The sequence below is a fragment of the Alteripontixanthobacter muriae genome, assembly GCF_013336795.1.
GTDB lineage: Bacteria > Pseudomonadota > Alphaproteobacteria > Sphingomonadales > Sphingomonadaceae > Pseudopontixanthobacter > Pseudopontixanthobacter muriae.
The window spans coordinates 1-19,614 of record NZ_JAAFZT010000026.1; the positions used below are offsets into that span (position 1 = coordinate 1).

Sequence of the window (19,614 nt, forward strand, 5' to 3'; positions counted from 1 at the left end):
CCGAGAACCAGAAGAAATTTGCCATCCACATGCCTCCTCACTGGAGGCTCATGAATCACATCCCAATGCCGCTGTGAATCCTGTTTATGGGTCCGGACCCTAGTTGCGAAGCGCCGGGGAATGCTGCCAAAGACGCTTACCTCTATCGCTTGTATCTTCGTCAGCACAGAAGACCAATCGGAAGCATGGTGCGCCTACCGGGGGGATCGCCTGAATGCCTCCTTCGCAACCACCAATGCCCTCGCCAGGTTTTCACCGCGTTCGCGGGGTTCGAACGTGTGTACCGCGGTTGCCCGCGCTGCGTGCAGGCCCGACAGCCGAAAACAAGCGAGTTCAATCAGAAGTGCTCGCCCAGGGTGTTAGGGGCGGGGCTCTCTTCAGCATACAACAGATGCTTAGAGCCTCCCGGCTATTCAATCGATCGGGCGTTCGCCGGTGATGGAGAGGCCGTAGCCTTCCAGTGCGACCATCGAATGATGCGTGTTCGTCAGCAGGACCATGTCGCGCACGCCCAGTTCCGCAAGGATCTGCGCGCCGCCGCCATAATCGCGCTGCTCTGAAGGTTCGGTCTGCTCGTCCAGCGCCTTGCCGCTGTCGCTCAGCTTCATGGCGCGGCTGACGTAATTGGGGCTGGGGCGATTGATCAGGACGACGACGCCGGCACCTTCGCGACCGATGATCTCCATGGACTTTTCAAGCAGCCCGCCGCGTTCGGAATCTTCGGCAAAGACGTCAGGGAAGATCGACAGCAGGTGCATGCGAACCAGCGTTGGCTTGTCCTGCTCGATCGCGCCCTTGACCAAGGCCAGAGTCTCTTCCTTCGTCGCCTTGTTATAGAAGGCAACCGCGCGCCAGTCGCCGCCCCAGCGGCTTGTGAAGCGGCGTTCGCTGCGGCGTTCGACCAGATGGTCGTGTTCGCGGCGATAGGCGATGAGGTCGCGAATTGTTCCGATCTTCAGATCGTGCCGTCTTGCGAAGCGCACCAGATCTTCCATCCGCGACATCGTGCCGTCGTCGTTCATAATCTCGCAAATGACGCCGCTCGGGTTCAGTCCGGCAAGGCGCGAGATGTCGACCGACGCTTCGGTATGGCCGGCCCGGACCAGTACCCCTCCATCGCGAGCGACAAGCGGGAAGACGTGTCCGGGCGTGACCAGATCCTCCATCCCCCGACCGCTGTCAATGGCGACGGACACGGTGCGCGCGCGGTCGCCCGCACTGATGCCGGTGGTAACCCCTTCACGGGCCTCGATCGAAGTCGTGAAGGCGGTCTCGTGCCGTGTACGATTGCTGCTGCTCATCAAATCGAGGCCGAGCTGATTGATGCGCTGCTTGGTCATCGCCAGGCAGACGAGACCGCGCCCATGTGTCGCCATGAAATTGATCGCCTGCGGAGTGGCCATCTGAGCCGGAATCACGAGGTCGCCCTCGTTCTCACGGTCCTCGTCATCGACCAGCACGAACATTCGCCCATTGCGCGCTTCCTCGATGATTTCCTCTGCGCCGACGATCACGGGAGTATCGTCATTGTCGGACAGGAAGCTTTCAAGCTTGCGGAGCGTATCGGTCGTCGGGTTCCATTTATCCTCGAGGCAGTCACGCAGTGAATTGGCGTGAAGACCCGCCGCGCGGGCGAGGGCGGTACGGGACATCGCGCCGGAATCAATGATGGTACGGACGCGATCGATGATCGTTGTGTTGCTCATGAAGCTTCCATAAGCCGCAGAGTTGCACATTGCAATGTCAATCGCACATTCTGATGTGAACAGCAGCGGCATTCCAGGTGCAGCCAAACCCCGGGCGTTTGACCTTTGTTGCGCCCGATAATTTGCTTTAGGGCCTTGCAAATGTCCGACATTGCGCACTTTTCGCCCCCGCCAACGCTGTCCAGCCTGATCCGGTCTGGCCCGGTTGCGCTGTTCCTTGATTTCGACGGCACTCTTGTGCCCATAGCCGACCAGCCGGATGCTATTCGCGTCCCGCCCGACTTGGCCGACCGCCTGCTGGTGCTTGCTGACAGGCTGAAGGGCAGGCTCGCCCTGGTGACTGGCCGCGCTCTGACCGATCTGGAGCGCCACACGGGATCGCTGGAGGTGGCGCGGGCAGGTTCGCATGGCGTGCTCCGGATGCTGGCAGACGGTTCGCGCTTGGGAGACGAGCCGGAAGACATTCCGCCCGCGGCGCGAGAGTCGCTGCGAGTATTCGCTGCGGAGAATGGCTTGTCGCTGGAGGACAAGAGCCACGGAGCGGCCATCCATTACCGCGGGCACGAAGAACTCGAAGGCCGGATTGCCGCATTCGCAAACGAACTCGCCAAACGCCACGATCTGAATGTCACGCGCGGCAAATGCGTCGTCGAGATTGTTCGTCCCGGAGCGGACAAGGGCGGCGCCGTTGCGGCCTACATGGCGCATCCTGATTTCGCCGGGGCGCGGCCGATCTTCATCGGGGACGATGTGACAGATGAGGACGGTTTTGCCCGCGTCGCTGCCTTTGGCGGCCTCTCGATCCTTGTGGGCGACCGCGAGGGCAGTGCCGCCACGCACCGGCTCTCGTCGGTTCAGGAGGTACATTCCTGGCTGGACCTTGGATGCAGAGAAGGAAGTTGAGGCCACTGCTCGACCGGCACACATTACGCCGAGGATCAGGGAACTTACCGCAAACCTGTTCGCTGGATGAACGAGCAAGCCCGGCAGAATGCAAACCGGGAACTGGAGCGAAGTGAGGTAAAGCCAATATCGTGAGCCGTCTCGTCGTAATCTCCAATCGGGTCGCCGTTCCCAAGGCGCGCGGAGCCGCAGGCGCGCAGGGCGGTCTTGCCGGGGCGCTCAATTCGGCGTTGCAAAGCAATCAGGGCATCTGGTTCGGCTGGTCGGGCGAGGAATGCGAGAGTTACACCGGTGAAATCGAGACCGTCGAAAGCGAAGGTGTCACCACCGCCACGGTGGCCCTGTCGAAGCAGGACATCGACGAATATTACAACGGCTATGCGAATTCGACCCTGTGGCCGCTGTTCCACTACCGCATCGATCTGACCGAATATGAGCAGGATTTCGCCAAGGGCTACGAGCGGGTCAATGAACGCTTCGCCGAGGCTGCCGAGCCGCTGATCGAAGACAATGATCTGATCTGGGTGCATGATTATCATCTGATCCCGCTGGGCGAACGGTTGCGCGCCCGGGGGATGAAGAACCGCATCGGTTTCTTCCTGCATATCCCATGGCCTCCCGCGCGACTGTTCGTGTCTTTGCCTTTCCACGAACGTCTGGTGACCACGATGCTGGCATATGACGTGATCGGCTTTCAGACCGATGAATGGCTCGACAGCTTTCTCCATTACTGCACCAAGGAGCTTGGAGCGGAAGTCGACGAGGCGAGCGGCACCATCACCTACGAAGGGCGAACCACGATCGCGCGGGCCTATCCAATCGGCATAGATTGGGATCATCTGCAGGAACAGGGTAACACGGGCGAGGCGCGTCAGGCGGGCCAGCGCCTGCTGTCCAGCACTCGGCACCGCATAGCCATGCTCGGCGTCGACCGGCTGGATTATTCGAAAGGCTTGCCCGAACGGATAGACGGGATTGCGCGCTTCTTCGATAAGCACCCCGAACGCGTTCGCGACATCGTATATATCCAGATTGCGCCGCCCAGCCGCGAGGATGTGGAAAGCTATCAGCGAATCCGCGAAACGCTCGAGCAGAAAACGGGGCAGATCAACGGCGCCCGCTCGGAAGTGGACATCGTCCCGATCCGCTATGTCAATCGCGGCCATTCGCTGGCGGAACTGTTTGGGTTCTACCGCGCGGCCAAGATCGGCCTTGTGACGCCGCTTCGTGACGGCATGAATCTTGTCGCCAAGGAATATCTCGGCGCGCAGGATCCGGACGACCCCGGTGTTCTCATCCTGTCGCGCTTCGCGGGGGCGGCGCAGCAACTGACCGAGGCGATTCTCGTCAACCCGCACAGCCCCGATGACCTGTCCCACGCGATCAACAAGGCGCTGGACATGCCGCGCGAGGAACGCAAGCGGCGGTACGATGCGATGATCGGCACCGTGCGCGAGGACAATGTGCACCGCTGGACCAGCAATTTCCTGGCCGATCTGCAGGGCGGAGAGTTTGGCTCTCCATAATCCGCGCTCCTGTCGTCCGCTTGCAGCGTGAGGGCAGGAGTGGCAGAGAGCGGCTCATGAACGTGGCAGCCAACGACCGGGTCATCGCGCTGGAAGGCGTGACGAATTTGCGCGACTACGGCGGCTATGCTGCTGCAGGCGGAGCGAGAGTGCGGCGAGATGTCTTGTTCCGCTCCGGTCACCACCATGTTGCCACAGATGACGATCTGCTGGCCGTGGCATCGCTCGACCTCCAGTCGATCATCGATCTTCGCGGCAATGATGAGCGCGAACGCCAGCCCAGCCTTCGTCCGGACGGCTGCAATGCGGAAGTGCTGTTCTTCGACGGCGAGACTGCTGGTCTGGCTCCGCATCTTGAAGCTGCCGAAGGCGCGCTGGACGAAGCGGGTGCCTATGAAGCGATGGAGCGGCTCTATTCCCGCCTGCCATTCCGCGACAATCTGATCTGGATCATGCGGCGCTATTTCGAAATCTTGTCCGAGGGGAGGGGCGCAAGCCTGGTGCATTGCCACGCCGGCAAGGACCGCACCGGCATGGCGGTGGCGCTGCTGCATCATGCGCTTGGTGTCCACCCGGACGACGCGATGGAAGATTACCTGCTGACCAATGAAGTCGCCGATCTGGACGCGAGAGTGGCCAATAACCGGGAGACTGCGCGGCGAAAATATGGCGCCAGGGACGACGCCACCATCCGCGTGCTGATGGGCGTGGACCCCCGGTTTCTAGAAGCTGCCTACAAGGCGCTGCGCGACGAGTACGGTTCGGTCGATGCGTTCCTTCGCACGGTTCTGCTGGTCGACGATGAACGGATGGAAGCCTTGCGCTTGCATCTGCTCGAACGCTAACCAGATTCGCACAAGGGGCTTCGCTGCCCATTCCCTCAATCCAGTCTAATTGGACGAATTCACAATGGCCACCCATCACACCCGCATGCTCATCATCGGTTCCGGACCTGCCGGGCTTTCCGCGGCGATCTATGGCGCACGCGCGGCGATGGAACCGATCGTGGTGCAGGGTTTGCAGCCCGGTGGCCAGCTGACTATCACCACCGATGTCGAGAATTACCCCGGCTTCAGGGATGTTGTTCAGGGCCCTTGGCTGATGGAGGAAATGCAGGCGCAGGCGGAACATGTCGGCACGCGGATGATGTGGGACACGATCACTGACATCGACATCGCCGGCGGTTCGCCATTCCGTGCGGTTGGCGATAGCGGCGACGAATATATCGGCGAGACACTGGTGATCGCCACCGGTGCACAGGCAAAATGGCTGGGCGTGCCGGGCGAACAGGAACTCGGCGGCAAGGGCGTTTCCGCCTGCGCGACCTGCGACGGGTTCTTCTACCGTGGCAAGAAGGTTGCCGTGATCGGTGGCGGCAATACCGCTGTCGAGGAAGCGCTTTACCTCACCAACCATTCCGACGACGTTACCCTGATCCACCGCCGTGACGAGTTGCGGTCGGAGCGCATCCTTCAGGAGCGGGTGTTCGGCAACGACAAGATTTCGACTCTGTGGAACAAGACCGTCGAACGCTTTATCGGCGACCCGCTGCAGGGCGGGCTGACCGCGCTGGAACTGAAGGACACCGTGACGGGCGAAGTGAGCAAATTTCCGGTGGAAGGTGCCTTCGTTGCGATCGGCCATGCCCCTGCGACCGAACTGTTCAAGGGCAAGCTGGACATGGATGACAGCGGCTACCTGATTGTCGAGCCCGGCACGCCCAAGACCGAAATACCCGGAGTATTCGCCTGCGGCGATGTGATGGACCACACCTATCGGCAGGCTGTCACCGCCGCGGGTACTGGCTGCATGGCTGCGCTCGACGCGGAACGCTTCCTGGCGACGCTCGACTTTGCGAAGAAGGAAGCGCGGCAGGCGGCTGAATAGAAGGGATTGCGGCGGAGTATGCAGGCTGCAAGCGCCCGCATACCCGCCGTAGCCTCAGATCGGCGCTATGCCGGGGTTGAAGAACAGCGTCAGCGCCACGGCACGAACGGCGAGGTAGATCAGCGCAAAGCTCGACAGAGCGAACAAGGTGAACCGCACCGGTACGCGGTTGACTGTTGACTGCCAGATCGAGTGAACGATCCTGAGCACGACATAAGCCCAGGCAAGCGCCACGTCCCATTCGTTCGCCCCCATCAGCGCGATGATGATCAGGGCCGCATAGAACAGCGTCGGCTGCTCCATAAGATGCGCGTAATTATGCGCTTTCCAGTTGATGCGGTCATCGAGAACCCCTTCAAGATCCTGCCCGCGTCCGCCGGCTTTCGCCTCGCCCAGACCGCCCATCTTCTTCATGGCGGGCAAGCGGGTCACGGCCATCCAGATCAGCATCACAAGCGACCACAAAATCAGCACCGCGCCAGGTGCCAGCATCTGCGCCATCATCGTCATTCCCCTTCTCGCCCCAAGAAAGGCGCGGGATGCGATGCGCTGCCCGGATTGTCAAACGCGGTCTAATCGTCCGTGCTGATGGTCCGTGCAAATTGCAGTGGATCGACATTGCTGCCGGTGATCATCACGACCATGTGCTCATCCAGTCGGATACGGCCCGACAGTGCCGCGGCCAGTGCAGCCGCTCCGCCTGGTTCGACCACGAGGCCGAGATTGCGAAAGGCAAAGCGCTGGGCGGCGCGGATTTCCGCTTCGCTGGCCACCTCGCCCGGCTCGGCCCGGCCGTGAAGGACGGCGAAGTTTACAGGCGAAGTCTGCGGAGTTTGCAGGGCGTCGCAGGCGGTTGCGGGGGGATTGGGACCAACTCCCTCGATCTCGCCCGACGCGAGGCTGCGGGCCATGTCGTCCCAGCCTTCCGGCTCCACCGGAACAATGACGCTGTCAGGGCAGGCAAGCGCCAGTCCGGCGGCCAATCCGCCGCCGCCGCAGCAGACCACGATGCGCGAAGGTTGCCGGCCCATCTGCTGCGTGATCTCGATACCGGCGCTGCCTTGCCCTTCGATGATCCACGGATCGGCATAGGCGTGGACGAACACCGCGCCGCGTTCATCGCACAGGGCGTTGGCCACAGCGTCGCGGTCGACCCCTCCGGGCCGATTATACAGTACGACTTCCGCGCCTAACGCGCGCGTAGCGTCGAGCTTCACCTGCGGCGCATCTACCGGCATCACGATAGTGGCTGCGATTCCCAGCCGCCGCGCCGCCCAGGCGACACCCTGCGCGTGATTGCCGCTGGAAACGGCGACGACGCCGCGCCGCCGTTCCTCTGCGCTCAGGCTGTTGAGGCGATACCACGCACCGCGAATCTTGAAGGCTCCGATGGGCTGCAGGCTTTCGGCCTTGGCCCAGAGGCTGACTTCGCCGATCTGAAGGGGTAGTAGCGGTGTTGGCGGCAGAATGGCCGCGACCTGCTCGGCGGCGAGCATCGTACCGTCCGTCGTGGGCGTGCGGGGGCTTTCGCGAAACATATCTGACGCCTAATGCGTTTCGCAGACATTAGCCAATGCCGCGGATTGCGGCGCAGACAAATTCCTCGGAGTATCCATGTCCACTATTCTGGTTATCGGCGCAGGCGGCGTCAGCTCGGTCGCGGTTCACAAGATGGCGCAGGTCAGCGCCGCAGGGTCCGGCATCTTCGGCGAGATTCACCTCGCCAGCCGAACCAAATCGAAATGCGACTCCATCGCTGCCAGCGTCAAGGAACGGACCGGCGTGGATATCGCGACTTACGAGATCGACGCCGAAGAAGTCCCGGCCATGGTCAATCTGCTGAGGCGAGTGGAGCCATCGCTCGTGGTCAATCTGGCGCTGCCCTATCAGGATCTGCCGATCATGGACGCCTGTCTGGAGGCAGGCGTAAACTACCTCGATACGGCAAATTACGAACCCAAGGACGAGGCGAAGTTCGAATATAAGTGGCAATGGGCCTATCACGACCGCTTCAGGGAAGCGGGCATCACGGCGCTTCTGGGATCAGGCTTCGATCCCGGCGTGACCAGTGTCTTCACCATGTGGCTGAAGAAGCACAAGCTGAAGACGATCCGACAGCTCGACATCCTGGATTGCAACGGCGGCGACCACGGGCAGGCTTTCGCCACCAATTTCAACCCTGAAATCAACATTCGCGAAGTGACGGCGCCTGCGCGTCACTGGGAAGACGGCGAATTCGTCGAAACCCCTGCCATGGCGCACAAGGTCGAATTCGACTTCGACGAAGTCGGCCGCAAGAACATGTACATGATGTATCACGAGGAACTGGAAAGCCTCGCCAGATTCGTGCCGGAACTGGAGCGTGCCCGGTTCTGGATGACCTTCGGCGATGAATACATAAAGCACCTGACGGTCCTGCAGAATGTCGGGATGACGGGCATCGAGCCGATCCGCTATCAGGGCAAGGACATCGTGCCGCTGCAATTCCTCGCCGCCGTGTTGCCCAAGCCCGAATCGCTGGGCGAAACGACCAAGGGCAAGACCAACATCGGCGTGATCGCGACCGGCGAAGCGCTGGACGGCAGCGGCGAAAAGACCTTCTACATCAACAACATCTGCAGTCACGAAGCGGCATTCGAGGAAACCGGCAACCAGGCGGTCAGCTACACGACCGGCGTTCCGGCGATGATCGGCAGCGCGCTGGTTGCCTCGGGCAAATGGTCGGCGCCTAATGGCGAGGGCGGCGTGTTCAACATCGAGGAGTTCGATCCCGATCCCTTCATGGACATGCTGAACGAACATGGCCTTCCGTGGAACGTGCGGGAACTCGACAGTCCGGTGAAGTTCTGAACGCGATGCGCTTGCCCTGCCTTCCTCTCGCCGCGACGCTGTTCGCGCTTGTTTCCTGCGCTCCGGCTGAACCGGTGGCCGTGCCGGACACTGGCGCTCCGGTTTCTTCCGCCGGCCCGCTTTCGGGCGGGACGCCCGGCGAGTTGATAGACCCGGATCTATCCATGAGTTTCAGCCAGCGCGCCGCGTGCGAGGCTGCGGGCGGGTATGTCGAACGTCGCGGACGGAGGAATGCGGAGCTCTGCGTCACGCCGTTCCCGGACGCAGGGCAAGCCTGCAGTGACGGTTCGCAATGCGAAGGCGATTGCATCGTCCAAGGCAATGCAGAGCAGCAGAGCGGTGAGAAAATTGTCGGCATCTGTCAGCAAGACGATGCGCTGTTCGGATGCTTCAGCACTGTCGAAAAGGGAGCGATCCTTCGCGGATTGTGTGTGGACTGATGGAAACCAGAGCCGGCGATCCCGGAGCCTTTGCGCATTTCGACCTCAACCGGGTCGATAGCCCAGCCTTCGTCGTGGACGCGGCTAAATTGCGCGCGAATTGCCGCATCCTTGCCGACATACGAGATGCCGCAGACATCAAGGTGCTCTCGGCATTGAAGGCGTTCTCGATGTGGAGCACCGCGCCCATCATCGGTGAATATCTGGATGGTGCCTGCGCCTCGGGTCTGTGGGAAGCGCGCCTTGCCAGCGAGTTCTACGATGGCGAGATCGCAACCTACAGCGCCGCCTACAAACCGGACGAGTTAGAGGAAATCTGCCGCCTCTCGGATCATGTCATCTTCAACTCGCCAGGCCAGTTGCAGCGCGCCGCGCTCATCCTTGAACAGGGCAGGGCCACTGGTGGCAATTTCGATGTCGGCGTGCGGATCAATCCGCAGGTCCCGACCGGGGAAGTGCCGCGCTACGACCCGTCCAGCCCCGGTTCGCGTCTCGGCTTCCCGCTCGACCAATTAACGGAAGAGATGATGGAAGGCGTAGACGGCATCCACTTCCACAATCTCTGCGAGCAGGACCTCGAACCCCTGCAGCGCACCTGGGACAGGGTCTTCGACGCGATCGAGCCCTGGTTCGGTCAGCTGAAATGGATCAACATGGGCGGTGGGCATCATATCACCCGCGCCGATTACCAGCGCGAGCAACTGGTCGACTTCCTGCGTGATGCCAAGGAAGACACCGGCGCCGAGATCTACCTTGAACCGGGCGAGGCCGTGGCGCTGGATGCCGGCATCCTCGTGGGCACGATCCTCGATAGCGGCGTAAACGAAACCCGTTTCGCCATCACCGACATTTCCGCCACCTGCCACATGCCCGATGTGATCGAAGCACCTTACCGGCCGGCCATGCTCGGTGAATCTGCTGGCGAGCAGGCGGCAGGCGAGTTGGTGCGGCTTGGCGGTCCGTCCTGCCTCGCCGGCGATGTTATCGGCGATTATGCCCTGCCGGTTCCGTGCGAAGCGGGTGAGCGCATCGCCTTCCTCGATCAGGCGCATTATTCGATGGTGAAAACCAACACTTTCAACGGTGTTCTGCTGCCGTCGATCTGGCTTTGGGACAGCGAAACGGACGTTCTGGAACAGGTAAAAAGCTTTGGTTACGAAGATTTCCGAAACAGGTTGAGTTGAAGCGGAAGGGGCGCTTGCTTTCGGTCGGCAGGAAGGCGGCAACTTCGCCGGCCCGACCATGCGGTTTTCACTTGCAGTTCAGCCGCCGCCGCCTATATGCGCCCCTGCTGCCAAGCCCCGTTTCAGGGGGGACTTCCCGACCGCAAGGCAGCGTCACCATATCGAACCGTTTGGGGGTCCCTTGAATTGCACCAATTTCCTGACGCCAAGGCTGTAGTCCGGGCCATTGAGCCCGACGAACCTGTCATCCTCAACCGTCCGCAGGCAGCAGCCCGGGCGGCACGTTTCTTCACGTCCAGGTTCCCGGGCAAGTCGCTTTACGCGGTGAAGGCGAATCCGTCGCCGGACCTGCTGCAAATTTTGTGGGAAAATGGCGTCACGCATTACGACGTGGCCTCCATTGCCGAGGTGCGGCTGGTGCGCGGCACTCTGCCCGATGCGCATCTGTGCTTCATGCACCCGGTGAAGACGGCCCGTGCGATTGCCGAAGCCTATCACACCTATGGCGTTCGCACCTTCAGCCTCGATACGATCGAGGAACTGGAGAAGATCGTCGCTGCCTGCAGCGATGCGGACGGGAAGGCGGCGGAAGATCTGTCGCTTTGCGTGCGTCTGCGCGTCTCCAGCGAATTCAGTGAATTGTCGCTCGCGTCTAAGTTTGGCGTGGATCTCGCCGATGCCGCGCCGCTGCTGCAGGCGACTCGCCAGCATTGCGATGCGCTGGGCATCTGCTTCCATGTCGGCAGTCAGGCCATGACGCCCTTCGCCTATGTGCAGGCGCTGGAACGCGTGCGCGCGGCCATTGTGGACGCATCCGTCACGGTCGACATCATCGATGTCGGCGGCGGCTTTCCGTCGTCCTATCCCGGCATGGAACCGCCACCGCTGGAAGATTATTTCGATGTCATCTTCCGGGCCAGCGAATCACTGCCGATCTCCTATTCCAGCGAATTGTGGTGCGAACCTGGCCGTGCGCTCTGCGCGGAATACAGCTCGCTGATCGTGAAGGTGGAAAAGCGGCGCGGGGACGAACTCTACATCAACGATGGCGCCTACGGCGCTTTGTACGATGCGGCGCATGTCGAATGGCGCTTCCCCGTGAATGCGCTGGAAGACGATCTGATCGAAGCTACGGCCGAATTTTCTTTCTACGGCCCGACCTGCGACGATGCGGATTTCATGAAGGGCCCGTTCCTGCTTCCGGCTGATATCCAGGCCGGCGATTATATCGAGATCGGCATGCTGGGCGCCTATGGCGCGGCGATGAAGACCGCGTTCAACGGTTTTGGAGCAGCTGAAGCTTACCAGGTAGCCGACGAGCCGATGGAAAGCCTCTATCGCGGTGACCGGGCAGACCCGCGCAGCAGCGACAATGTGGTGAGCTTGCGATAATTTTCGAGCGAAGAAATAACGGCGGGTAGCTTATGCGCCTGCCGTTGTTTTGCGCTCTATTCGGGAAAGCCAACGAAGCTTGCCGCGGCAGTCAGCGGCTTGCGGTTGGAGACTACCGAATTTGCCGGAAAGTCCTCATCGGGCCAGCCCATCGCCACGCAGATCATGATGACCTGATTGTCCGGTATGTTCGCTTCCCGGCGTACGACAGGTGATTGCATTATGCCCTGGCTGTTGATGACGCAGCCAAGCCCCCGCGACCATGCCGCATTGACCAAGGCGTTGGTCACGGCCCCGCAATCGAACGGTGCGACATCGCTGCCCAGCAATTCGCGGTCGTAGGTAACCACGATGGAGACCGGAGCGTCGAACTGGCGGAACCCGCGCAAGACCCAGTCCTGCCGTGCTTCCTTGTCTTCGCGCGCAATCCCCATTGCACCGAATAATTGCTTCGCGACTTCGACTTGGCGGGTGCGGTGGTCGCCCGATTGCTTGTCATGCGTGCGGAACTCGCGGCTGTCCGGAGTGCCGGCCAGAATACCCTCGGTGTTGCCTCGCCTGATCCGGTCCAGCGGCTCGCCACTGACCACGGTGAAGTTCCAGCATTGATTGTTGAAGGAGGACGGCGCGCGCATGGCCAGCGCCAGCACTTCCTCGATCAGTTCGCGCGGGACCTGCCTGTCCATGAACCCGCGGATGGACCTGCGTCCTTCGACCACGGCGTCGAAGCTGGGTGTTGCCCGGCTCATGCGGCCTGGCGCAATTCCATGTCGAGCCTGTCCCAAATCTCGACCAGAGCATCGGTGAGCTCGGTCATCATTGCCTCGTCATGCGCAGGGCCGGGGGTGAAGCGCAGGCGCTCCGTCCCGCGCGGCACCGTGGGATAATTGATGGGTTGCACATAGACGCCATATTCCGCGAGCAGGATGTCGCTGATCTTCTTCGCCCGGACAGGATCGCCCACCATGAGCGGGACGATGTGAGTCGTCGAATCCATCACTGGCAATCCGGCTTCGCGGAACTTGGCCTTCAGCGTCGCTGCATTCGCCTGCTGCGCATCGCGTTCGACGCTGGAGGATTTCAGGTGCCGGACGGAGGCCAATACCCCTGCCACCAGAACGGGGCTGAGGGAGGTCGTGAAGATGAATCCCGGCGCGTAGGAACGGATGACATCCACGATGCGGCTGTCGGCGGCGATATAGCCGCCCATGACGCCGAATGCCTTGCCGAGCGTCCCTTCGATTATGTCGATGCGGTGCGCCGCTTCATCCCGTTCGGAGATGCCGCCGCCGCGCTTCCCGTACATGCCGACGGCGTGCACTTCGTCGATATAGGTCAGCGCGTTGTATTTTTCCGCAAGGTCGCAAATGGCGTGGATCGGCGCCACGTCGCCATCCATGGAATAGACGCTTTCGAACGCGATCACCTTGGGCGCGTCGATGTCTTCCGCCGCCAGCAGGCGCTCCAGATCGGCGAGATCGTTGTGCCGCCAGACGCGTTTGATACAACCAGAATTGCGAATGCCCGCGATCATGCTGGCATGGTTCAACTCGTCGGAAAAGATCACGCAGCCCGGCAGCAGCTTCGCCAGCGTCGATAGCGTAGCATCGTTGGAAACATAGCCGCTAGTGAACAGCAGGGCGCTCTGCTTGCCATGCAGATCCGCCAGTTCGCGTTCGAGCTGGATGTGGAAATGCGTGTTGCCGCCGATGTTGCGAGTGCCGCCCGATCCTGCACCCACATCGTGCAGCGCTTCTTCCATCGCCGTGATAACCTTGGGGTGCTGGCCCATGGCGAGATAATCGTTGGAGCACCAGACCGTGATCGGCTTCGGCCCGTTATGCCCGTGGAAGCAGCGGGCATTGGGATAGGCACCCTTGTTGCGCAGGATGTCGATGAACACCCGATACCGCCCTTCGGCATGAAGCCGGTCAATCGCCTGGTCAAAAATCTGGTCGTAATTCAACGGATATTCCGTGCGTTGCGCCGGACGCCTCCGGCAGCGAATAGTGTCGATCTAGGCGCGACGAGCCTCAAATGCCACCGCGATCTTTGCGAACGATTCGCGTTAAAGTTCGGTCAGGCGATCGATACCGTGCACGGCAAAGGCGCAGGACAGGCGCTCGATTTCAATCAGCGGTCCGGTTGTCAACGCAAGGTCGGGGCCGCCGCGCCGGAAGTCCTGACCTGAGGTCAGCGAACCGATCCGCCGCGCGATGCCTGCGGCCCCATCGACGAACCGGATCTCGGGGCCGAACTCGCTGGCGAGATCCTTCGAGAGCAGCGGGAAATGCGTGCAGGCAAGGACGACCGTGTCGATCCTGTCGCCGCCTGGCATCGCGCGCAGACCTTCGGCTGCGCGGCGAAACACATCTCGATCGACCGGCAGGCCGCGCAGCCGGTTTTCCGCCGCCCCGACGAGTTCCGGAGCCGCGTGCCGCATTAAAAGCTTGTCGCTGGCAAATGCCGCTTCCAGATCGTCGACATAGGACTGCCGTATCGTCGCCGCCGTCCCCAGCAGGCCGATCACCCCGCTGCGCGTGAGGGCGGCAGCGGGCTTGATCGCCGGCACCGTTCCGACGATCGGTGTGTTCAGAACTTCGCGCACCATGCCGAGCGCGATGGTCGAAGCCGTGTTGCAGGCGATACAGATGAGGCGCGGCGAATAGCGTTCCGCCATGCGCCCCAACAGGCCCGAAACACGCGCGGCGATCTGGGCCTCGGACTTCTCGCCATAGGGCAGGCCGGCAAGATCGGCGGCGTAGATGACTGGCGCATCAGGTATCAGGCTGCGCAGTTCGGCCAGCACGGACAGCCCGCCTACACCGGAATCGAACAGCAGGATCGGGGCTTCGGGCTTCACAGTCCTCGCGTTCGTCTGATCCACCTGGATTCCCTGCCTGGCCTTTCGCCGTACTTGCCGACGCGCCGCCTTTTACCTACGAAGCCGCAAAAGGAAAGGCGTGGTCCAGTTGGCGCGCCTTGTTGACGGGGGTTTGTCGAGCCATGGAAATCCTGCTCGCCGCATTACTGGGTTATGCGCTGGGTTCGGTACCCTTCGGCCTGCTGCTGACCAAGGCTGCGGGCAAGGGCGATGTGCGCAAGATCGGTTCCGGCAATATCGGTGCGACTAATGTCCTGCGCACCGGCAACAAGGGGCTGGCGGCGGCCACCCTCCTGCTCGATCTCGCCAAGGGCTTTGCGCCTGTTTTCGCCGCCTGGACGATCTGGGACGACCCGTTTGCGGCAGGCTTTGCCGCAGTCGGTGCGGTGCTGGGCCACTGCTTCCCCATCTGGCTCAAATTTCGCGGCGGCAAGGGCGTGGCGACCTGTGCGGGCGTGTGTTTCGGCCTGGCCTGGCCGATCGGGCTTGCCTACGCGCTCGCCTGGATCGGGATGCTGCTGATCTGGCGGATTTCCTCGCTGGCTGGCATGGTCGCCGCAGTGACCGCGCCGATCATCGCATTTTTGACGGGCTGGATCGTTTTCGTCCCCTTCCTCATCATCATCGCCCTGCTTATCTGCTATCTGCACCGCGCCAACATCGCTCGCCTACTTGCCGGCAAGGAGCCCCGTGTCGGTGCCGGCTGAGACGGCAACTGAGGACGAGCATCGGCTGACCCAAGGGGAAGCCTTCGCCCGCATCCGGCTGCTACGCTCGCCGAATGTCGGCCCGGTCAGCTATCGGCAATTGCTGGCACGTTTTGGCGACGCACGCCGGGCGCTTGAGGCCCTGCCGGAGATGGATCGCAGCGGGAAGAGGCGCTACAGCGCAGCTCCGGCGAGCGTGGTCGAGGATGAGATTGCTGCAGCGAAACGGGCTGGCGCGCGCTATCTGTTCCACGATTCTCCCGATTATCCCGCGCTGCTGGCACAGATTTCAGGAGCGCCGCCGATCCTGCTGTATCGCGGCGACATCGGCCTGGCAGCGCGGCCCTGCATCGCCATAGTGGGCGCGCGGAACGCGTCCGCAGCGGCGGTGCGGCTGGCGCGGACCTTTGCAGGCGAGTTGGCAGCAGGCGGGCTGAGCGTCGTTTCGGGCCTCGCGCGCGGCATTGACGGGGCGGCACATGAAGGATCTCTCCCGGCTACCATCGGCGTGATCGCCAGCGGAATCGACATCGCCTATCCGCCGCAGCACCAGGGTTTGCAGGAACGCATTGCAACAGAAGGCCTGCTGCTTGCCGAACAGCCGCCCGGAACACAGCCGCGCGGCAGGCACTTTCCTAGCCGCAACCGCATCATCGCCGGGCTGTCGCAAGGAACGCTGGTGGTCGAAGCCGCGCCGAAATCCGGATCGCTCATCACTGCGCGGCTTGCAGGCGAGGCAGGGCGCGAGGTCATGGCCATTCCCGGCAGCCCGCTCGATGCGCGTTCGCAAGGGTGCAATTTGCTCATCCGCGAAGGCGCGATGCTGGTGCAATCGGCGGCAGACGTGATCGAACTGGTGACTGGCTTTGACGGCATTCCGAGATCGTTGGTCCGCGAGGCAGCACCTGCGCCGTTTGCCTATGAAGACGAATTGGCTGATGCCGAACCTGCCGATGTCGAACAATTGCTGACCAACGCGCCGGTCGCTTGGGACGAGCTTATCCGGCAATCAGGTAGCGGGGCGGCGTCGGTGCAATTGGCTCTCCTGGAGCTGGAACTTGCCGGCAGGCTCGAACGCGGGGCGGGCGGCAAGGTGCGGCTCGCGGGATGAGCTAGGGCACTTATCGCCGAGCGTGAGAAACACGGTTGACGCGCCGCGCCTCCTGGCACCACCCTCGCGCGTACACATGTAAGGGCTCGCCATTCCGGGCCGACCTTCAAGGATTGCTTCAAGTCTATGCAACTCGTCATCGTCGAATCGCCCGCCAAGGCGAAAACCATCGAGAAATATCTCGGCAAGGATTTCAAGGTTCTGGCCAGCTACGGCCATGTCCGCGATCTTCCGCCGAAGGATGGTTCGGTGCGGCCTGATGAGGACTTCGCGATGGATTGGGAAACCTATCGCGACAAGACGGCCCGGGTGAAGGAAATCACCGATGCCGCGAAAAAGGCGACCCGCCTGATCCTAGCGACCGACCCCGACCGCGAGGGTGAGGCGATTTCCTGGCACGTGCGCGAATTGCTGCAGAAGAAGAAAGCGCTGCCCGCCGATGTCGAGCGCGTCACTTTCAACGCGATCACCAAGCAGGCGGTAACCGACGCGATGAAGAACCCGCGCGATCTGGATGGCGACCTGATCGACGCTTACCTCGCGCGCCGGGCGCTGGATTATCTGTTCGGTTTCACCCTCTCGCCGATCCTGTGGCGCAAGCTGCCGGGCGCGAAGAGCGCGGGCAGGGTGCAGTCGGTGGCATTGCGCATCATCGTCGACCGCGAGCGCGAGATAGAGGCGTTCAAGGCGCAGGAATATTGGTCGATCACTGCGCAGATGGAGCAGGACGGCACCGCCTTCGACGCCCGGCTTGTGCGCTACGACGGCAAGAAGCTGGACCGGCTGACCATCGGCGAGGAAGGGACCGCTCTTGCCGCCAAGGCCGCCGTCGAACAGGCGCTGTTCACGATCGAGGAGATCGAGATCAAGCCCCTGAAGCGGCACCCTTCGCCGCCCTTCACGACATCGACCCTGCAACAGGAAGCGGCGCGCAAGCTGGGCTATTCCGCCAGCCACACCATGCGACTGGCGCAGAATTTGTACGAAGCGGGTGCGATCACCTATATGCGGACGGACGGTGTGCAGATGGATGGCAGCGCGATTTCCGCCTGCCGCAAGGCCGTGGCTGACCGTTACGACGGCCACTATCTGCCCGAGAAGCCCCGCCATTATTCGACCAAGGCGAAGAACGCGCAGGAAGCGCATGAGGCGATCAGGCCGACCGATTTCACCAAGGACCGTGCCGGATCGGGCGACGAGGCGAAGCTCTATTCGCTGATCTTCAAACGCGCGATGGCAAGCCAGATGGCCGCCGCCAGCCTGGAACGCACGACCGTGACCATGCGCGACAAGGCGGGCCTGCACGAATTGCGGGCGACGGGGCAGGTGGTCAAATTCCCGGGCTTCCTTGCGGTCTATGAGGAGGGCCGTGACACCAAGGACGATGACGACGACAGTGGCTTGCTGCCGCAGATGGCGAAGGGTGACAGCCCGGCCAAGAAGCAGGTCGACGCCAACCAGCATTTCACCCAGCCGCCGCCCCGTTTTTCGGAAGCGAGCCTGGTCAAGCGGCTGGAGGAACTCGGCATCGGGCGCCCTTCGACCTATGCCTCCACCATCCAGACGCTGCGTGACCGCGATTACGTGCGAATGGAAAAAAACCGCTTCTTCGCCGAGGAAAGCGGACGTTTGCTGACCTCGTTCCTCGAACGGTTCTTCGAACGCTATGTCGCCTACGATTTCACCGCAGGCATGGAAGACGAACTCGACGAGGTGTCCGGTGGGCGCGAGGCCTACAAGCATCTGCTCACCCAGTTCTGGCGCGACTTCAAGCCGAAGACGGACGAGGTAATGGAGCAGCAGCCTTCGGAAGTGACGAAGGTGCTGGACGAATATCTTTCCGATTACCTGTTTCCGCCGAAAGCCGACGGAACCGACCCGCGCCGGTGTCCCAAATGCGAGGCGGGGCAGCTGGCGCTCCGCGGCGGCAAATATGGCGCTTTCGTCGCCTGCTCGAACTATCCCGATTGCAAGTTCACGCGCCGCTTCGCGCAGCCCGGTGCCGATGGCGAGGATGCGGCGGAAGACCAGACGATGGGCGTCGATCCGGAAACGGACCTGCCCGTGGAGCGCAAGACAGGCCGCTTCGGCGCCTATGTGCAGTTGGGTGAGGGCAAGGAAGCGAAGCGCGCCTCGATCCCCAGGGATCTCGACGATTTCGACCTGGAATGGGCGCTGAAATTGCTCAGCCTGCCGCGCGTCGTCGGGGACCATCCCGAAACCGGCAAGCCGATCGAAGCGGCCATCGGGCGCTATGGGCCCTATCTCCGGCATGACGGCAAATTTGCCAAGCTGGCGGGCACGCGCGACGTGTTCGAAACGGGGATGAACGCGGCAGTGTCGCTGCTGGCTGAGGCGGCCAATCGCAAGGGCGGTGCGCGTCAGAAGGCCGAGCCGATCAAGGAGCTTGGCAAACACCCCACCAGCGAAGGCGAGATGAAGGTGATGCCGGGCCGCTACGGTCCCTATGTCACCGACGGCACGACCAATGCGACGATCCCGAAGGACATAAAGCCCGAGGATCTGACCGAAGAACAGGCGATTGGCCTGATCGACGCCCGGGTGGCAAAGGGGCCGGTGAAGAAGAAGCGCAAGGCACCGGCGAAGAAGAAGGCGCCCGCGAAAAAGGCGGCGGCCAAGAAGCCTGCGGCGAAGAAGGCGACAGCGAAGAAGGCGGCGCCCAAGAAGCCTGCAGCGAAGAAGGCGACAGCGAAGAAGTCCGCCGAAGCGGAGGCGGAATGATGGCTGCTGAGAAGTTCGAACGGCACAAGCAGCCCTGGAACGGCGAGGAGGCTGGCAAATTGCGCCTGCTCGCCGGCAAGGGTCAGGGGCTGAAACAGATCGCCAAGGCGCTGGGTCGAAGCGAGGAATCGACCAAGGATTTCGCAAAGAAGAACAAGATCGCCATGGCCAAGAAGCGCTAGTCACCTGAATCCGAAGTTCGGCTCATAGCTTTTTGACAGAAGCGTTTGACCGAGGCGAGTATCTCGTCGGCGGATTTGGTCCAGCGATAGGGTTTGGGGT

18 protein-coding genes are annotated in these 19,614 nt (G+C 62.1%); 12 read left to right on the top strand and 6 right to left on the bottom strand.

The annotated features are described in order from the left end of the window. Positions 1-413: 413 nt before the first annotated feature. Positions 414-1,706, bottom strand: a complete 1,293-nt coding sequence (gene ribB / locus G7A66_RS09055) for a 3,4-dihydroxy-2-butanone-4-phosphate synthase (protein ID WP_174295375.1) — start codon at positions 1,704-1,706, stop codon at positions 414-416. Between the two features lie 141 nt (positions 1,707-1,847). On the opposite strand from ribB, the gene otsB reads away from it, so the two are divergent. The 4 genes from otsB to trxB all read left to right on the top strand — a co-directional run bounded on the left by otsB (position 1,848) and on the right by trxB (position 6,022). After that, positions 1,848-2,609 (top strand): trehalose-phosphatase, encoded by a 762-nt coding sequence (gene otsB / locus G7A66_RS09060; RefSeq protein ID WP_174295376.1) that lies wholly within the window; start codon positions 1,848-1,850, stop codon positions 2,607-2,609. Between the two features lie 131 nt (positions 2,610-2,740). Then, positions 2,741-4,135 (top strand): alpha,alpha-trehalose-phosphate synthase (UDP-forming), encoded by a 1,395-nt coding sequence (locus tag G7A66_RS09065; RefSeq protein WP_174295377.1) that lies wholly within the window; start codon positions 2,741-2,743, stop codon positions 4,133-4,135. A 56-nt stretch (positions 4,136-4,191) separates the two neighbouring features. After that, positions 4,192-4,980, top strand: a complete 789-nt coding sequence (locus tag G7A66_RS09070; protein WP_174295378.1) for a tyrosine-protein phosphatase — start codon at positions 4,192-4,194, stop codon at positions 4,978-4,980. Positions 4,981-5,044: 64 nt separating this feature from the next. Beyond that, positions 5,045-6,022, top strand: coding sequence for a thioredoxin-disulfide reductase (gene trxB, locus G7A66_RS09075; RefSeq protein ID WP_174295379.1), 978 nt, complete (start codon positions 5,045-5,047; stop codon positions 6,020-6,022). 54 nt (positions 6,023-6,076) lie between these two features. On the opposite strand, the gene G7A66_RS09080 is transcribed toward trxB, so the two are convergent. Together G7A66_RS09080 and G7A66_RS09085 are read right to left on the bottom strand one after the other, a co-directional pair. After that, positions 6,077-6,526, bottom strand: coding sequence for an MAPEG family protein (locus G7A66_RS09080; RefSeq protein ID WP_174295380.1), 450 nt, complete (start codon positions 6,524-6,526; stop codon positions 6,077-6,079). Between the two features lie 68 nt (positions 6,527-6,594). Next, positions 6,595-7,560 (bottom strand): threonine ammonia-lyase, encoded by a 966-nt coding sequence (locus G7A66_RS09085; protein WP_174295381.1) that lies wholly within the window; start codon positions 7,558-7,560, stop codon positions 6,595-6,597. A gap of 76 nt (positions 7,561-7,636) precedes the next feature. On the opposite strand from G7A66_RS09085, the gene G7A66_RS09090 reads away from it, so the two are divergent. The 4 genes from G7A66_RS09090 (at position 7,637) to G7A66_RS09105 (ending at position 11,888) form a co-directional block, all read left to right on the top strand. Further along, on the top strand, positions 7,637-8,872 hold the full coding sequence (locus tag G7A66_RS09090) for a saccharopine dehydrogenase family protein (protein WP_174295382.1): 1,236 nt from the start codon (positions 7,637-7,639) through the stop codon (positions 8,870-8,872). 5 nt (positions 8,873-8,877) lie between these two features. After that, the gene (locus tag G7A66_RS09095; RefSeq protein WP_174295383.1) at positions 8,878-9,312 is read left to right on the top strand and encodes a hypothetical protein; all 435 of its coding nucleotides are present in this window, start codon (positions 8,878-8,880) and stop codon (positions 9,310-9,312) included. Beyond that, positions 9,312-10,496 carry a carboxynorspermidine decarboxylase gene (locus G7A66_RS09100; RefSeq protein ID WP_174295384.1) on the top strand — a complete coding sequence of 395 codons (1,185 nt, stop codon included), beginning with the start codon at positions 9,312-9,314 and terminating at the stop codon, positions 10,494-10,496. The genes G7A66_RS09095 and G7A66_RS09100 overlap by 1 nt, the downstream gene beginning before the upstream one ends. 186 nt (positions 10,497-10,682) lie before the next feature. Further along, a complete protein-coding gene (locus tag G7A66_RS09105) occupies positions 10,683-11,888 on the top strand; it encodes a type III PLP-dependent enzyme (RefSeq protein WP_174295385.1) in 1,206 nt (401 codons plus the stop codon). Positions 11,889-11,944: 56 nt separating this feature from the next. On the opposite strand, the gene G7A66_RS09110 is transcribed toward G7A66_RS09105, so the two are convergent. The 3 genes from G7A66_RS09110 to murI form a co-directional block, all read right to left on the bottom strand. Further along, entirely contained in the window at positions 11,945-12,637 is a 693-nt protein-coding gene (locus G7A66_RS09110; RefSeq protein ID WP_174295386.1) for a nitroreductase family protein, read from the bottom strand. Next, entirely contained in the window at positions 12,634-13,854 is a 1,221-nt protein-coding gene (gene hemA, locus G7A66_RS09115) for a 5-aminolevulinate synthase (protein ID WP_174295387.1), read from the bottom strand. Before hemA ends, G7A66_RS09110 begins: the two co-directional genes overlap by 4 nt. 102 nt (positions 13,855-13,956) lie before the next feature. After that, the gene (gene murI, locus G7A66_RS09120; RefSeq protein WP_332310525.1) at positions 13,957-14,775 is read right to left on the bottom strand and encodes a glutamate racemase; all 819 of its coding nucleotides are present in this window, start codon (positions 14,773-14,775) and stop codon (positions 13,957-13,959) included. A 119-nt stretch (positions 14,776-14,894) separates the two neighbouring features. On the opposite strand from murI, the gene plsY reads away from it, so the two are divergent. From plsY to G7A66_RS09140, 4 genes are all read left to right on the top strand, one after another. Further along, complete coding sequence (gene plsY, locus G7A66_RS09125) at positions 14,895-15,479, top strand: glycerol-3-phosphate 1-O-acyltransferase PlsY (protein WP_174295388.1); 585 nt, start codon at positions 14,895-14,897, stop codon at positions 15,477-15,479. Continuing rightward, positions 15,463-16,590, top strand: a complete 1,128-nt coding sequence (gene dprA, locus G7A66_RS09130) for a DNA-processing protein DprA (RefSeq protein WP_332310526.1) — start codon at positions 15,463-15,465, stop codon at positions 16,588-16,590. The genes plsY and dprA overlap by 17 nt, the downstream gene beginning before the upstream one ends. 126 nt (positions 16,591-16,716) lie before the next feature. Continuing rightward, positions 16,717-19,332 carry a type I DNA topoisomerase gene (topA, locus tag G7A66_RS09135; protein ID WP_174295389.1) on the top strand — a complete coding sequence of 872 codons (2,616 nt, stop codon included), beginning with the start codon at positions 16,717-16,719 and terminating at the stop codon, positions 19,330-19,332. Then, positions 19,332-19,514: a hypothetical protein gene (locus G7A66_RS09140; protein ID WP_174295392.1), complete on the top strand. Its 183-nt coding sequence runs from the start codon at positions 19,332-19,334 to the stop codon at positions 19,512-19,514. Before topA ends, G7A66_RS09140 begins: the two co-directional genes overlap by 1 nt. Positions 19,515-19,614 lie beyond the last annotated feature (100 nt).